The organism is Azotobacter armeniacus, assembly GCF_054779355.1.
In genome coordinates, this window is record NZ_BAAGYK010000105.1 from 63,298 (window position 1) to 77,532 (window position 14,235).

Below are 14,235 nucleotides of genomic sequence, written 5' to 3' on the forward strand. Positions count from 1 at the left end.
GCATGTGTACCGTTTGCGGCTGCGCCGAGGGCGAGACCCGGATCGAGGGCGAGCACCACCATCACGGCCATGACCAGGCCCATGGCCATCACCATCATGAGCACGCCTTCGTGCGCCGCCCGGCGCCGGTCGAGGCCGCGCCGCTGGTGGTCGAGGGCCTGAACCTGCACTTCGGCCAGGGCCCGGCCCGCGCCCACGCGCCGGGTCTCAGCCAGAGCCGCATGCTGCGGATCGAGCAGGACATCCTCGGCAAGAACGACCGCCACGCCGCCGAGAACCGCGCGCGCTTCGACGCCCTGTCGCTGTTCGTCCTCAATCTGGTGTCCAGCCCCGGCTCGGGCAAGACCACCCTGCTGACCAAGTCCATCGAATTGCTCGGCAAGCGCCGGCCGTTGGCGGTGATCGAGGGCGACCAGCAGACCGCCCACGACGCCGAACGCATCCGCGCCACCGGGGTGCCGGCGGTGCAGGTCAACACCGGCAAGGGCTGCCACCTGGATGCGCACATGGTCGGCCATGCCCTGGCGCGGCTGGATAACCTCGAAGGCGGCCTGCTGTTCATCGAGAACGTCGGCAACCTGGTCTGCCCGGCGGCCTTCGACCTGGGCGAGGCGCACAAGGTGGCGATCCTCTCGGTCACCGAGGGCGAGGACAAGCCACTCAAGTACCCGGACATGTTCCACGCCGCCGACCTCATGCTGCTGAACAAGACCGACCTGCTGCCGCACCTGGACTTCGACGTCGAGGCCTGCATCGCTTACGCCCGGCGGGTCAACCCGGACATCGAGGTGATCCGCGTCTCGGCGCGCAGCGGCGAGGGCATGGACCAGTGGCTGGCGTGGATCGAGCGCCAGCGCGGCGCCCGTCTGCGCGCGCGGATCGACGCCCTCAAGGCCCAGGCGCAGGCCCTGGAGGCGCTGCTCTGAACGACAGGGGCGTGCGCCTGCGGCTGCGCGGCCGGGTGCAGGGGGTCGGCATGCGTCCCTGCGTGCACCGCCTGGCCACGTCCCTCGGCCTGGCCGGCGAGGTGTGCAACACCGGCGAGGGCGTGCGCATTGACCTGCAGGGCCCGCCGGCGGCGCTCGCCGCGTTCGAGCGCCGCCTGCCCAATGAGTTGCCGCCGCTGGCCCGGCTCGATGCCCTGCATCGCGGGGCCCTGCCCGCCGGGGCACGCTTCGCCGGTTTCGCCATCGCGGCCAGTCGCGACGCGGCGGGCGGAACGCTGGCGCCGCCGCCGGATGCCGCGGTCTGCCCGGCCTGTCTCGAGGAACTCTTCGATCCGCAGAGCCGCCGCTGGCGCTATCCCTTCGTCAACTGCACCCACTGCGGCCCGCGCTACAGCCTGATCCGCCGCCTGCCCTACGACCGCGCCCACACCAGCCTGGCGGCCTTCACGCTGTGCCCGGACTGCCGGTGCGAATACGAGAATCCGGCCGACCGGCGCTTCCATGCCCAGCCGACCGCCTGCCCGGCCTGCGGCCCCAGGCTCTGGTGCGAGGATGCTGCCGGCCAGTGCCTTCCCGGCGATCCGGTCGGGCAGGCTCTGGCGGCCCTGATGCGCGGCGAGATTGTTGCCCTGCGCGGGGTCGGCGGCTTCCACCTGGCCTGCGATGCGCGCAACGCCGAGGCGGTGGCCGCGCTGCGCCGGCGCAAGCGCCGCCCGGCCAAGCCCTTCGCGCTGATGGCCGCCAATCCGGCCTCGCTGGAATCCCTGGTCGAGCTGAGCGAGGCGGGGCTGGCCGAACTGACGGGCTCGGCCGCGCCCGTGGTGCTGCTGCGCAAGCGTCCCGAAGCCGACGGCCGGCTCGCCGCCGAAGTAGCGCCGGGGCTCGCCTGGCTTGGGGTGATGCTGCCGCACAGCCCGCTGCACTGGCTGCTGTTCCACGAGGCCGCCGGTCGCCCGGCCGGCACTGCCTGGAGCGCCGAGGCCCAGCCACTCATATTGGTGATGACCAGCGCCAACCTGAGCGGTGAGCCGCTGATCACCGGCAACCTGGAGGCGAAGGACAAGCTGGCCGGCATCGCCGACCTCTGGCTGCTGCACGACCGCGAGATCCTCCGTCGCGTCGACGATTCGCTGGTCAGCGCCCTGGGCCGCGCGCCGGTGGTGATCCGCAGCGGCCGCGGCCTGGCGCCCCAGGAAATCCGCCTGGCCCGCAGCGGTCCCTCGGTGCTGGCCCTCGGCGGCCAGCTGAAGAATGCCATCTGCCTGACCCGTGGCGACCGCGCCTGGCTGTCCCCGCACATCGGCGATCTGCACAGCGCCGACAGCTGCCGCGCTCTGGAGCGCACGGTGACGCAGCTTGGCGAGCTGCTGCAGATCCGTCCCGAACGCATCGCCTGCGACCTGCACCCCGACTTTTACGCCAGCCGCTTCGCCCGTGACTACGCAGAGCGCCACGGCCTGCCGCTGCAGCCGGTGCAGCACCACCACGCCCACATTGCCGCGGTGATGGCCGAGCATGGCCTGGACGAACCTGTACTGGGCCTGGCGCTGGACGGCTTCGGCCTTGGCGCCGACGGCCGGCTGCGCGGTGGCGAGTTGTTGCGGGTGACGGTGGATGGCTGCGACTGGCTCGGTGAGCTGGCACCGCTGCCGCTGCCCGGCGGCGACCAGGCATCCCGCGAGCCCTGGCGCATGGCCGCCGGCGCGCTGCACGCGCTGGGCCGCGGCAGCGAGATCGCCACACGCTTCGCTGGCGAGCCCGGCAGCGCCGCTATTGCGCGGATGCTCGAACGCAGCTTCAATTGCCCGCCGAGCAGCAGCGCCGGCCGGCTGTTCGACGCCGCGGCGGGCCTGCTGGGGCTGGGCGCGCGCCAGCGCTACGAGGCCGAAGCGGCGCTGCGCCTGGAGTCGCTGGTCGGCCGACTGCCGGCGACGGTCCCCGAACTCTGGCGGATCGAGGACGGCAACCGGCTGAACCTCTCGCCGCTGCTGGCGCAACTGGCGGACATGGGTGAAGCGCGGCTCGGCGCGGAGCTCTTCCATGCCGTGCTGATCGCCGCGCTGGCCGCCTGGGTGGCGCGCGCGGCCGAGGGCAATGGCCTGCGCCGGGTCGCCCTGGGTGGCGGCTGCTTCCTGAATACCCACCTGCGCGACGGCCTCTGCACGCGCCTGCGCGCCGCCGGCCTCGAGCCGCTGCTGCCGCGGCGGGTGCCGGTCAACGACGGTGGCCTGGCCCTCGGCCAGGCCTGGGCGGTGCTGCTGGCACCGGACACTCCATCGACATGAGGATAAGCGGATGTGCCTGGCCATTCCGGTCCGCATCGAGGAACTGCTCGACGAACAGAGCGCGATCGCCTGCATCGGCGGCCTGCGCAAGACCATCAACGTCGCCCTGCTCGACGATCTCGAGGTCGGCGACTATGTGATCCTGCATGTCGGCTTCGCCCTGCAGAAGCTCGACGAGGTCGAGGCGCAGCGCACTCTGGCGCTGCTCGCCGAGCTGGGCCAACTGGCCGAGGCCGAGCAGGGCGCGCTGGGAGGCGAGTCATGAAGTACGTCGACGAATTCCGCGACGGCGCCATGGCGCGCCAGCTCGCCGCGCGCATCGCCGCCGAGGCCGATCCCGCGCGCCAGTACCGGCTGATGGAGTTCTGCGGCGGGCATACCCACGCGATCTTCCGTTACGGCATCCCCGACCTGCTGCCGGGCAACGTGCGCCTGATCCACGGCCCGGGCTGCCCGGTCTGCGTGATGCCGATCGGCCGGCTGGACATGGCCATCGAACTGGCGCGCCGTCCGGAGGTGATTCTCTGCACCTACGGCGACATGCTGCGCGTGCCGGCCTCCGGCCGGGTCAGCCTGCTCAAGGCGCGCGCCGAAGGCGCCGCGGTGCGCATGCTCTACTCGCCGGCCGAGGCGCTGAAGCTGGCGCAGGACAACCCGAATAAAGAGGTGATGTTCTTCGCCATCGGCTTCGAGACCACCACTCCGCCCACTGCGCTGGTGATCGAGCAGGCGCAGAAACTGGGTCTGAAGAATTTCTCGGTGTTCTGCAACCACGTGCTGACCCCGGCGGCGATGCACGCCATCCTCGCCACCCCGGAGGCGCGTGCCGGCAAGCTGCAGCTGGACGGCTTCATCGGCCCGGCCCACGTCAGCACGGTGATCGGCAGCGCGCCCTACGAGCCCTTCCCGCAGCAATACGGCACGCCGGTGGTGATCGCCGGCTTCGAGCCGCTGGATGTGCTGCAGGCCCTGCTGATGCTGGTGCGCCAGCTCAATGAGGGCCGCGCCGTAGTGGAAAACCAGTTCACCCGCGCGGTGACCGCCGAAGGCAACGGCAAGGCCAAGGCGCTGACCGAGCGGGTCTTCGAGGTGCGCGAGAGCTTCGAGTGGCGCGGCCTGGGCGCGGTGCCGCACAGCGCCCTGCGGATTCGCGAGCAATTCGCCGAATTCGATGCCGAACGGCGCTTCGCCCTCGAGCCCAGGACCGGGCTGGAGAACAAGGTTTGCGAATGCCCGGCGATCCTGCGCGGGGCGAAGAGTCCGCGCGACTGCAAGCTGTTCGGCAATCCCTGTATCCCGGACAACCCGCTCGGCTCGTGCATGGTTTCCTCCGAGGGCGCCTGCGCCGCCTACTACGCCTACGGCCGCCAGCGCCAGGCGGATGTGGCGGTGGCCCGATGAGCCGGCTCGATCTCAAGTACGGCAGCGTGGAAATGGTTCACGGCGGCGGCGGCCGAGCCATGGGCCAACTGATCGAGGAACTGTTCGCCCGCGCCCTGCGCAACGAATGGCTGGACCAGCGCAACGACCAGGCCCAGTTCGACCTGCCGCCCGGGCGGGTGGTGATGGCCACCGACAGCCACGTGATCTCGCCGCTGTTCTTCCCCGGCGGCGACATCGGCAGCCTGGCGGTGCACGGCACCATCAACGACGTGGCTATGGCCGGCGCCCGGCCCTGCTACCTGGCCGCCGGCTTCATCCTCGAGGAAGGCTTCCCCCTGGCCGATCTGGCGCGCATCGTCGAGTCCATGGCCGCCGCTGCCCGTGAAGCCGGCGTGCCCGTGGTCACCGGCGACACCAAGGTGGTCGAGCGTGGCAAGGGCGACGGGGTGTTCATCACCACCACCGGGGTCGGCGTGGTGCCGGCGGGCCTGCACCTCTCCGGCGACCGGGCGCGGCCGGGCGACCGCATCCTGCTCTCCGGCAGCATTGGCGACCACGGCGTGACCATCCTCTCGCTGCGCGAGGGCCTCGGCTTCGAGGCCGACATTGGCTCCGACTCCCAGGCGCTGCACGGCCTGGTCGCCGCCATGGTCGAGGCGGTGCCGGAAATCCGCTGCCTGCGCGACCCGACCCGCGGCGGTCTGGGCAATACCCTCAACGAACTGGCCCGCCAGTCGGGAGTCGGCATGCAGCTCGTCGAACGGGCCATCCCGCTGCGCGAGCCGGTACGCGCCGCCTGCGAGTTCCTCGGCCTCGATCCCCTGTACGTGGCCAACGAGGGCAAGCTGATCGCCATCTGCCCGGCCGACCAGGCCGAGCGCCTGCTGACGGTGATGCGCGAGCATCCGCAGGGTCGCGCGGCGGCGATCATCGGTACGGTGGTGGCGGACGAGCAGTGCTTCGTGCAGATGGAGACGCTGTTCGGGGGGAATCGGATGGTGGACTGGTTGAATGGGGAGCAGTTGCCGAGGATTTGCTGAGACCAGTGTGGCTGTAGGGGCGCAGGGTTTTGTGTGCGGACGATGCGCTTTCCTCGGCCCCATCTACATATTCCGCCTTTCACGGCGGGTCACTTTTGCCAGTCGCGGCAAAAGTAACCAAAAACGCTTGCCCCTATCATCCGGCCCCGCCTGCGGCGGCGTTCCCTCCCTCCGTCGTCGCTCCAGGGGCTCGCTGCGAAGGGCCATCCATGGCCCTCGCAGCTCTCGCGGCATCCATGCCGCTCGACCCCTTGCGCGACGACTCCGCTCGGCCTCCTGAAAGGGGCGTTCGGCGCTGCCTGACGGTTTGGGCGTCAAAGGCAAAGCGGAGCTTTCCAGTTTTCCTACCAACGGCCAGCCAACTCCCCGGTCCCGTACAGGAGGCCGAGCGCAGGCGCTGTGGAGGGGGACGCGAGGCATGGATGCCGAGCGACGAGCGAAGGGACAGGGACGTCCCTTCGTGAGGTGCCCTCGGAACAGTGCCGGAGCGAGGGAACCCGTAACGGAGCGCAGCGCAGTGAAGGGCCGGATGTCGGGTGCCCTTCTTCTTTGGTTCCTTTCTTCTTGGGCAAGCAAGAAGAAAGGAACTCGCCGTGCGAGGCGAAACCTGTCGGTCGGGCAGCGGAAAGCGCTTTGTCATAACGACGGGAAACGGGCCTGCGCCTGCTTGTAGCCGAGTAGCACATGGGGCCTTGCACATAAGACTCGATGCTTATACCAATCCAGCTGGGCCCAGAAAGCAAAAACCCGGCTGAAGAGCCGGGCTTTTGACATGAATTAATTTATTCGCGGTAGCTGAGCGCGCTGTCGTAGAGGCTGTCGTCGGCTTTGGCAACGTCGCTGAACACCCGGTTGCCGCGGGTTTCGACCTTGTCGCCGACGACTAACTCTTCGGCCGGGGAGCGCAGCACCTTCTCCTCGCCATCGGCGGTGCGGACCTTGTAGGCGCGGTCGCTGAGGCCGGTGGCCTCCTGAACCTCGCCACCGAACAGGGCACCGATGCCGGCGCCGACCAGCATGCCGATCGGACCGCCGATCGCACCGATCATCATGCCGTTCATGCCGCCGACCGACTTGCCGGTGGTCTGATCCTTGGTTTCCTCGAGAACTTCGGCGGCATGTACGCTACCGGCGGCCAGCAGAGCGAGAGTCAGGGCCAGGGTGCCGAGCTTTTTCATGGCGGTTCCTCCGAGGAAACGTTCCAGCGATCTTGGTCAAATCGGTTGATCGGGACGCAGCGCAGAGCTTTTGGCAGGCCTCCGTCTCCGTTGGAACAGAAATTAACCATTCAATTGATGTGGATCAAGAAAAGAAACGCCTTCTTATGCTTAAGGAGGGGGTGGCCTCTACGGCAGGCCGGCGCGAGCGGTTCTGGCGGCCTGGCACGGCGAAGCTTGACAAGGCCCGGTGGCCTGCGGTCTGGCACGCAGGTGGGAAGGAGAGGGGTGGCGCTGGAGGCCGTGCAATCCGGTGCGCAAGTGGCCCGGTCGACGGTCCGGGCGGGCGGCAGGCGGGTCAGCGCAGGGCGCGTGCGCGGCCGTCGGCGTCGGCCAGGGCGGCGGACTTGCCGGCGGACGTGGGATAGGGGCGGTTGCCGCGGATCTCGACCTGATCGCCGATCGTGAAGCGGCGGTTGGGGGAGCGCACCGTTTGCACCTTGCCGCTGTCGGTGCGGACCTGATAGGCGCGATCGCTGGAGCCGGAGGCTTCCTGGCCGGTGCTGCCGACCAGTGCGCCGACGCCGGCACCGACCAGGGCACCGATCGGGCCGCCGATGGCGCCAACCATCATGCCGGTCATGCCACCTGCAGACTGGCCGGCAGTCTGGTCTTCGGTTTCCCCGATGATCTCGTCGGCCAGTACATTGCTCAGAGCCAGCAGGCTGAAGGTCAGGGTCAGAATGCCGAACCTGTGCATGTTCATGGCGGTTCCTCCGAGGAGCGTTTCAGTGGGCTTCGCTCTTTAACTGTATCCACGAACCATGCCAAGTATGCTTTGCTAAATAAAATCAATTACTTATCAATGAAATCGAACAACGCACGCGACAAAGTGTCGCGATGGCGACAGAGGGTTTTGTCGCGATTCTTGCAGAAAGTTGAACTTCCGTTGATTTGTGTCACGGAAAGTCGAGCGGGGTTGTGCTGGTTCTGGCGGCAGCAGGCCACGGGGGCGCCCATCCGCCAGCGCCCGCCCAAAAAAAGACCGGGCACAGGCCCGGTCCGGAGGCTGGCGGTCGCCGGGGGCGATCAGAACATCATCAGCGCACCGCTGGCGGCGATGGCCGCACCGACGCTTCGGGCCAGCAGGGGCAGGCGCTGCTGCACGGCTGCGGCGAGCAGGCCGCCGCCCAGGTGCAGGCTCAGGCTGGCGGCGAGGAAGCCGGCGGCGAAGGCCACCAGGCTGCCGCTGGCCTCCAGGCCGTGGGCATGGCCGTGGAACAGGGCGAAGGTCGCGGTCAGGGCCAGCGCAACCGGCGCCGGCAGGCGCGCGGCGCAGGCGATCAGCAGGCCGCTCAGCAGCACGGAGAGGGCGATGCCGGTTTCCACCAGCGGCAGGCCGGCGCCGGCCACGGCCAGGGCGAAACCGCCGAGCAGCGCGGCGAGAAAGGTGGCCGGCACGGCCAGTTGCAGGGCGCGCGGCTGCCGCGCGGCCCAGATGCCGATGGCCAGCATCGCCAGCAGGTGGTCCAGACCGCTGAAGGGGTGCAGCAGGCCGGCGATCAGGTCGTTCTCGCCATGCCCGGGGTGGGCGAAGGCGGCGCCGGGCAGGAGGGTCAGGGCAAGCAGGGGCAGGAGGTGGCGTGTTTTCATGTCGGGGTCCTGGGGCAAGTCCGGGGGCGGCGATAGTCTTCGAAGCGCTGCGCGAGGCGGCTGGCTGCGCAGCTTAAGGCAAAAGGGCCGCGCGGTGCAGCGTCTGGACCGCCTCCGCAGGGCAATCGCATGAAGGGGCAGGTGCAGCCGTACACTCCCTCTCCCGCGTGCGTGAGAGGGCTGGGGAGAGGGAAAACAAGCCATCGCCGCTCATTTGCCCTCTCCCCCGGCCCCTCGGCTTTGGCCTCCTGCATCCATGCAGTCGTCTCCCATGAATGAGGGAGGGGAGAAAGTCGTTCATGCGATTGCCTTGGCCGCCTCCGGCGCCACACTGGGGCGCTCTCGGCCGCGGCCAGGGCGCCCCGCCAGCCGCCGGCTCAAAGGTTCTGGACGATCAACTGGATTCCGGCGAGCAGCAGGCCGGCGCGGGCGATGCGGTAGAACCACAGGTGGTTGACCCGGTCCTGCAGCCAGAGGCCGGCCCATACGCCCAGCGGGACGAGGGGGGCGAAGGCGAGGCTGGTCAGCAGGTTGTCGCTGGAGAACTGCCCGAGCAGCGCGTAGGGCAGCAGCTTGATTGCGTTGGTCAGCAGGAAGAAGACGTTGATGGTGGCGACGTAGCGCACCTTGTCCAGCTGCTGCGGCAGCAGGTGCATCATCACCGGCGGGCCGCCGGCGTGGGCAACGAAGCTGGTGAAGCCGGCCAGCGTGGAGAGGAAGGTGCCCTTGCCGCGGGCCGGCGGCGTCCCGGCCGTGCTGGCGGGCGCGCGCAGCAGGTTGAGCAGCACGAAAGCCACGGCGATGCCGCCGATCAGCAGGCCGATGACCTGCTCGTTCAACATGCCGAAGGTCAGCGAGCCGAGCAGCACCCCGAGCAGCGCGCCGGGCAGCATGATCTTCAGGTTCGCCACGTCCCACTTGCCGTAGTAGGCACGCAGGCCGACCAGGTCGGCGGTGCAGAGGATCGGCAGCATGATCGCGGCGGCCTGGGTGGGCGGCACCGCCAGGGCCAGCAGGGGCACCGCGATGCCGCCGAAGGCGCCGCCGAAGCCGCCCTTGGAGAGGCCGGTCAGCAGTACCGCCGGCACGGCGACGAGAAGGAATTCCGTGGAAAGCATGGGCTCGGAGCGCTCCTTAGCGGGGGATGACAGCCGGTGCGTAGGGGCGCCGGACATTGCGCAAGCGCCTAGTGGCCTGTTTGGTTGATTCGAGTAGTCAATTTCGGCGCCCGAGGCTCCGATACGGCGTTGCCGCTCCTCGCCATAGCCCTGCCATGATTCGTCGCGGCGCCTTGTCTCGAAACCCCGGTCATCCGAACTTGAGTTAACCAATCAACCGCACAGGCCGCTAGCTGTACCCGTTTCGCCAGGCCGAGGCAATGGCGCTGGCCGTGCCAGGGACGGGATTTTCCTTGCTGGCCGGTATTGTATTGATAATGTTTATCATTTAGATTTGGCGCTCGATTCGAGTCAGGGAAGCCATCGATGGAGAGTTGTGCTTCATGTTCGCTCGGCGTGAAGGTCATGGCGGATACGTTGGAAACGGAGTTGGAGGTCATCTACACCCGCCAGTGGCGCCTGCTGGTGGAAGTCACGTTCAAGGTGCTGGGCTGCCGCTCGTTGGCCGGGGACGTGATCCAGGGAGCCTTCCTCAAGCTCTGGGAGAGCCGCGCCGTGTGCCCGGTCCGGCTACCTGTTCCGGGTGGTGCGCAACCAGGCCATCGACCGCCTGCGCCAGGCTGATCCTGAAAAGCTGCTACCACGTCGACGAGGAGCAACTCGGCGAGCAGGCCGCGACGACCCCCTCGCCGGAGCGGGCGACCCTCGGCCAGTGCGAATGGGCCAGCCCTGCTGGGGACCCTCGCCGACCGTCGTGCAGGTCCCGATACGCAACGCTCCGGGTCTGCCGTGACCGGCTGAAACCTGACGACTGAACACTTGGCCAATCTCCCGGCTGCTGCCGGGGCGGGCGGTTGCATGTTCGACTTGATGGTTAATGAAAATTATTCGCATCTTTATTCGTCTGTAAAACAGTGATACGGCACTGTGCCGTCGACCGACAAGGAGCCAAGCCATGAGTTTCGACCAAGCCGATACCCAGTTTCACGTGGTGGTCAACGCCGAGCAGCAGTACTCGATCTGGCCGGAATACAAGCCGGTGCCGGTCGGCTGGCAGGAGGTCGGCATCAGCGGCGACCGCCAGACCTGCCTGGCGCATGTCTCCGGGATCTGGGCCGACATGAGTCCGCGCAGCCTGCACGAAGCCATGACTGAGTGAGGCCGGTGCCGCCGTCCGCTTTCGCCGAATTCCCGGCTGCCCCCTGGTGGTCGGGTCGTCCCGCCTCCGAGGTGCCGTCATGACCACCCATTCCCCGCTCTCCCCCCTGCCTCCGGCCGGCGACGCTTACCACACCGCCGGCCTCCGGCAGTTTTCCGGCCCGCTGAACGTCGAGGCCCTGCGCTACAGCCTCGACCGCCTGCTGCAGCGCCACGCCGTCCTGCGCGAGCGCTGCGACGCCGCCGAGCAGAGCCTGGCCGCGGCCTCGGCCATGCCGCTGGAGCTGATCGAGCCGGCGCAGCGGGCACAACTGGAAGCCTGGAGCACCGGCCTTCCATCCCAGGATTCGTTCCGTCTGCTACCCGAACTGATCGCCGAACAGGCCCGGCGGCACCCGGATGCCATCGCCTTGGTGTTCGGCGAGACGCAGCTGAGCTACGCCGCGCTGGAAGCGCGCAGCAACCGCCTGGCCCGTCACCTGATCGAGTGCGGCGTCGGCCCGGAGACGCGGGTCGGTCTGTGCCTTGCGCATGGCACGGCGATGATCGAGGGCCTGCTGGCGATCCTCAAGGCCGGCGGCGCCTTCGTGCCGCTGGACCCGGACTCCCCCCGCGAGCGCCTGGCCTACATGGCTGAGGATTCCGGGCTGAAATGGCTGCTGACTACCTCCGCGCTGCGCGGGCGGGTGCCGCTGGGCGAAGGTGTCGAGGCGATCTGCCTGGACCTGCTCGACCCCAGCGGTTACAGCGCCGAGCCGCCGCCGGTGCGCCAGCAGCAGAGCCTGGCGGCACTGGCCGCGGTGGCCCGGGTGGCGTCCGCGCCGCGCACTGAACAGGACCCGGTCGGCGACGCCGTGCCGCTGCTGCCGATCCAGGCGCACCTGCTCGAACGCCAGGGCGCGGCGCCGTGCAACCAGTACCAGCTGTTCGAGTTGGCCGAGGATCTGGAGCCGCTTCTCCTGGAGCAGGCCCTGCAGGCGCTGGTGGCGCAGCATGACGCGCTGCGCCTGCGCTTCGCCGAAGAAGAGGATGGCCTCTGGCGCCAGTGGTATGCGGAAGCGGACGAGCACCACGAGCTGCTCTGGCTCTGCGAGGTGAGCGGCGAGGCCGAGGTCGCGGCGCTCTGCGAAGAGGCCCAGCGCAGCCTGGACCCGCTGCAAGGCCCGCTGCTGCGGGCCTTGTGCCTGAGCCAGGCGGGCCGCGCCGACCGCTTGCTGCTGGCGATCCACCACTTGGCGGTGGACGGGGTGTCCTGGCGGGTATTGCTGGAGGATCTGCTGCGCGTCTACGAGCAGCTCGCCGCCGGCTGCCGCGTCGAGCTGCCGGCCAAGACCACCTCCTTCAAGGCCAGGGCCGAGCGTCTGGAGGCCTGGGCCGCCAGTCCGGCGGTGCAGGACCGGCGCGACTTCTGGCGGGCCCAGGAGCGCGCCTGCACGCAGCTGCCATTGCTGACCCAGGAGCCGGCCCGCGAGGGCCAGCGCCAGCGCCTGGAGTTCTGCCTCTCCGCCGAGTTCAGCCGCGAGCTGCTGCAGGCCGCCCAGCAGGCCTACCGGCTGCGCGCCGACGAGGTGCTGCTCGCCGCGCTGAGTCGGGTGCTCTGCGCCTGGAGCGAACAGGGCGGCGTCTGCCTGCACCTGGAAAGCCACGGCCGTGCACCGTTGCACACGCCGCTCTTCGACGACCTCGATCTCAGCCGCACGGTCGGCTGCTTCACCAGCCTCTATCCGCTGCGCCTGCAGCCGGCGGCCGATTTGCCCGGCAGTCTCAAGGCGATCAAGGAGCAGCTGCGCGGCGTGGCCGACGGCGGCCTGGCCTATGGCCTGCTGCGCCAGCGCGGCGAGCTGGCCGGGGTAGCGCCGCAGGTACTGTTCAACTACCGGGGGCAGTTCGAGGACGAGCGCGGCGGGCCGCTGCGCCTGCTCGACGCCGGCCTCTGGCGCGAGGCGGATGCGCCCCTGGATGCGTCCCTGACCATAGACGTCGAACAGCGCGGCGGCGCCCTGCGCCTGCGTCTTGACTTCAGCCCCAGCCAGTGGCAGCGCTCCACCCTCGAGGGCCTGCTGCAGCGCCTGCAGGACGAGCTGCGGGCGATCCGCGCCCACTGCGCCCACGTGCCGCGCACCCTGACCCCCAGCGATGTGCCGCTGGCCGGGCTCGACCAGGCGCGCCTGGATGCGCTGCGCGGCGTCGAGGACCTCTACCCACTGTCGCCGCTGCAGCAGGGCCTGCTGTTCCACAGCCGGCTCGGCGCTGCCGGCAGCTACGTCAACCAGCTGTGCCTGCCGCTCTCCGGCCTCGATCCCGCACGCCTGCGCCGGGCCTGGGAGCAGGTGCTGGCACGCCACGCCATCCTGCGCAGCGGCTTTGTCGACGGCGAACGCCCGCTACAGGCGGTGCACGGCGCCGTCGAACTGCCCTGGCGGGAGCTCGACTGGCGCGCGGAGGCGGACTTCGACGCCGCGCTGCAGGCCTTCGGCGCCGCCGAGCGCGCGCGCGGCTTCGATCTCGCCCGGCCGCCGCTGCTGCGCCTGGCCCTGCTGCGGCGCAGCGAGCGCGACTGGGTGCTGGTCTGGAGCCTGCACCACCTGCTGCTGGACGGCTGGAGCACCGCACTGCTGCTCGGCGAGGTGCTGGCGCTCTACCACGGCGAGCGCCTGGCCGCGCCGCACGGCCAGTTCGGCGACTACATCGCCTGGCTGGCGCGGCGCGGCGGCGCGGCCGACGAGGCCTTCTGGCGCGCCCGGCTGCACGGCTTCGACGGCCTCGGCCGGGTCGCCGGCAGCCTGGTCTGCCGCACCCCGGGCCAAGGGCAGGCGCGCCATCCGCTGCCGCTGGCGGCGGACGAGGAGGCGGCACTGCGCGGCTTCGCCCAGCGCCACGGCCTGACCCTCAACACCCTGATCCAGGGCGCCTGGGCCCTGCTGCTGGGGCGCCTGACCGGCAGATCGCGGGTCTGTTTCGGCACCACCGTGGCCGGCCGGCCGGCCGAGCTGGAAGGCAGCGAGCAATTGCCGGGCCTGTTCATCAACATCCTGCCGGTGCCGGTCGAGCTGCCGGCCGCGCAGCCGCTCGGCGCCTGGCTGGCCGCACTGCAGGCCGACAACCTGGCGCTGCGCGAGCACGAGCACACGCCGCTCTACGACATCCAGCGCTGGGCCGGACAGGGCGGTGCGGCGCTGTTCGACAGCCTGCTGGTGTTCGAGAACTACCCGCTGGGTGACGCCCTGCGCCAGGCCGAGCGCGGCGAGCTGCGCCTGGGCACGCCGCAGAGCCACGAGGCCACCCACTACCCGCTGACCCTGGCGGTGCTGCCGGGCGAGGTCCTGGAGCTGCTGCTGGCCTACGACCGTGCGCACTTCGACGAGCCGGCCATCGCTCGGTTGGCCGCGCTGCTGCGGCAGATCCTCGCTGAACTGATCCGCGACCCGGCGCGCCCGCTGGCCGACCTCGATCTGCTCGACGCGGCGCAGCGGGCATAACTGGAAGCCTGGAGC

12 protein-coding genes are annotated in these 14,235 nt (G+C 69.7%); 8 read left to right on the forward strand and 4 right to left on the reverse strand.

All coding sequences use genetic code 11. The annotated features are described in order from the left end of the window. The first annotated feature begins 2 nt into the window (after positions 1 to 2). From hypB to hypE, 5 genes are read left to right on the forward strand one after another with little or no spacing between them, the layout of a single operon-like run. Positions 3 to 926 carry a P-loop NTPase family protein gene (gene hypB / locus ACYVD0_RS14385; RefSeq protein ID WP_460427440.1) on the forward strand — a complete coding sequence of 308 codons (924 nt, stop codon included), beginning with the start codon at positions 3 to 5 and terminating at the stop codon, positions 924 to 926. An 11-nt stretch (positions 927 to 937) separates the two neighbouring features. After that, positions 938 to 3,232: a carbamoyltransferase HypF gene (gene hypF / locus ACYVD0_RS14390; protein WP_460427441.1), complete on the forward strand. Its 2,295-nt coding sequence runs from the start codon at positions 938 to 940 to the stop codon at positions 3,230 to 3,232. A 10-nt stretch (positions 3,233 to 3,242) separates the two neighbouring features. Further along, a complete protein-coding gene (locus ACYVD0_RS14395; protein ID WP_460427442.1) occupies positions 3,243 to 3,497 on the forward strand; it encodes a HypC/HybG/HupF family hydrogenase formation chaperone in 255 nt (84 codons plus the stop codon). Further along, positions 3,494 to 4,633, forward strand: coding sequence for a HypD family hydrogenase formation protein (gene hypD, locus ACYVD0_RS14400; protein ID WP_460427443.1), 1,140 nt, complete (start codon positions 3,494 to 3,496; stop codon positions 4,631 to 4,633). The genes ACYVD0_RS14395 and hypD overlap by 4 nt, the downstream gene beginning before the upstream one ends. Further along, positions 4,630 to 5,655: a HypE family hydrogenase expression/formation protein gene (gene hypE / locus ACYVD0_RS14405; protein WP_460427444.1), complete on the forward strand. Its 1,026-nt coding sequence runs from the start codon at positions 4,630 to 4,632 to the stop codon at positions 5,653 to 5,655. The genes hypD and hypE overlap by 4 nt, the downstream gene beginning before the upstream one ends. Before the next feature lie 782 nt (positions 5,656 to 6,437). Here the strand turns inward: hypE and ACYVD0_RS14410 are convergent. The 4 genes from ACYVD0_RS14410 to ACYVD0_RS14425 all read right to left on the reverse strand — a co-directional run bounded on the left by ACYVD0_RS14410 (position 6,438) and on the right by ACYVD0_RS14425 (position 9,583). After that, positions 6,438 to 6,833, reverse strand: coding sequence for a hypothetical protein (locus tag ACYVD0_RS14410; RefSeq protein WP_460427445.1), 396 nt, complete (start codon positions 6,831 to 6,833; stop codon positions 6,438 to 6,440). Positions 6,834 to 7,170: 337 nt separating this feature from the next. After that, positions 7,171 to 7,572, reverse strand: coding sequence for a hypothetical protein (locus ACYVD0_RS14415; protein WP_460427468.1), 402 nt, complete (start codon positions 7,570 to 7,572; stop codon positions 7,171 to 7,173). A 329-nt stretch (positions 7,573 to 7,901) separates the two neighbouring features. Continuing rightward, positions 7,902 to 8,465, reverse strand: a complete 564-nt coding sequence (locus ACYVD0_RS14420; protein ID WP_460427446.1) for a HupE/UreJ family protein — start codon at positions 8,463 to 8,465, stop codon at positions 7,902 to 7,904. 377 nt (positions 8,466 to 8,842) lie between these two features. Next, positions 8,843 to 9,583 carry a sulfite exporter TauE/SafE family protein gene (locus tag ACYVD0_RS14425; protein WP_460427447.1) on the reverse strand — a complete coding sequence of 247 codons (741 nt, stop codon included), beginning with the start codon at positions 9,581 to 9,583 and terminating at the stop codon, positions 8,843 to 8,845. A gap of 405 nt (positions 9,584 to 9,988) precedes the next feature. On the opposite strand from ACYVD0_RS14425, the gene ACYVD0_RS14430 reads away from it, so the two are divergent. The 3 genes from ACYVD0_RS14430 (at position 9,989) to ACYVD0_RS14440 (ending at position 14,220) form a co-directional block, all read left to right on the forward strand. Beyond that, positions 9,989 to 10,207, forward strand: a complete 219-nt coding sequence (locus tag ACYVD0_RS14430) for a hypothetical protein (protein ID WP_460427448.1) — start codon at positions 9,989 to 9,991, stop codon at positions 10,205 to 10,207. 331 nt (positions 10,208 to 10,538) lie between these two features. Next, the gene (locus ACYVD0_RS14435) at positions 10,539 to 10,742 is read left to right on the forward strand and encodes an MbtH family protein (RefSeq protein WP_460427449.1); all 204 of its coding nucleotides are present in this window, start codon (positions 10,539 to 10,541) and stop codon (positions 10,740 to 10,742) included. 79 nt (positions 10,743 to 10,821) lie between these two features. Further along, positions 10,822 to 14,220 carry a non-ribosomal peptide synthetase gene (locus ACYVD0_RS14440; RefSeq protein ID WP_460427450.1) on the forward strand — a complete coding sequence of 1,133 codons (3,399 nt, stop codon included), beginning with the start codon at positions 10,822 to 10,824 and terminating at the stop codon, positions 14,218 to 14,220. Positions 14,221 to 14,235: the final 15 nt, after the last annotated feature.

What these genes read in the sequence shown, in the direction of transcription:
- ACYVD0_RS14410 (WP_460427445.1), bottom strand. Translation starts at nt 6,833, where the DNA reads ATGAAAAAGCTCGGCACCCTGGCCCTGACTCTCGCTCTGCTGGCCGCC.
- ACYVD0_RS14420 (WP_460427446.1), bottom strand. Translation starts at nt 8,465, where the DNA reads ATGAAAACACGCCACCTCCTGCCCCTGCTTGCCCTGACCCTCCTGCCC.
- hypD (WP_460427443.1), top strand. Translation starts at nt 3,494, where the DNA reads ATGAAGTACGTCGACGAATTCCGCGACGGCGCCATGGCGCGCCAGCTC.
- ACYVD0_RS14425 (WP_460427447.1), bottom strand. Translation starts at nt 9,583, where the DNA reads ATGCTTTCCACGGAATTCCTTCTCGTCGCCGTGCCGGCGGTACTGCTG.
- ACYVD0_RS14415 (WP_460427468.1), bottom strand. Translation starts at nt 7,572, where the DNA reads ATGCACAGGTTCGGCATTCTGACCCTGACCTTCAGCCTGCTGGCTCTG.
- hypB (WP_460427440.1), top strand. Translation starts at nt 3, where the DNA reads ATGTGTACCGTTTGCGGCTGCGCCGAGGGCGAGACCCGGATCGAGGGC.
- ACYVD0_RS14395 (WP_460427442.1), top strand. Translation starts at nt 3,243, where the DNA reads ATGTGCCTGGCCATTCCGGTCCGCATCGAGGAACTGCTCGACGAACAG.
- ACYVD0_RS14435 (WP_460427449.1), top strand. Translation starts at nt 10,539, where the DNA reads ATGAGTTTCGACCAAGCCGATACCCAGTTTCACGTGGTGGTCAACGCC.
- hypE (WP_460427444.1), top strand. Translation starts at nt 4,630, where the DNA reads ATGAGCCGGCTCGATCTCAAGTACGGCAGCGTGGAAATGGTTCACGGC.
- ACYVD0_RS14440 (WP_460427450.1), top strand. Translation starts at nt 10,822, where the DNA reads ATGACCACCCATTCCCCGCTCTCCCCCCTGCCTCCGGCCGGCGACGCT.
- ACYVD0_RS14430 (WP_460427448.1), top strand. Translation starts at nt 9,989, where the DNA reads ATGGCGGATACGTTGGAAACGGAGTTGGAGGTCATCTACACCCGCCAG.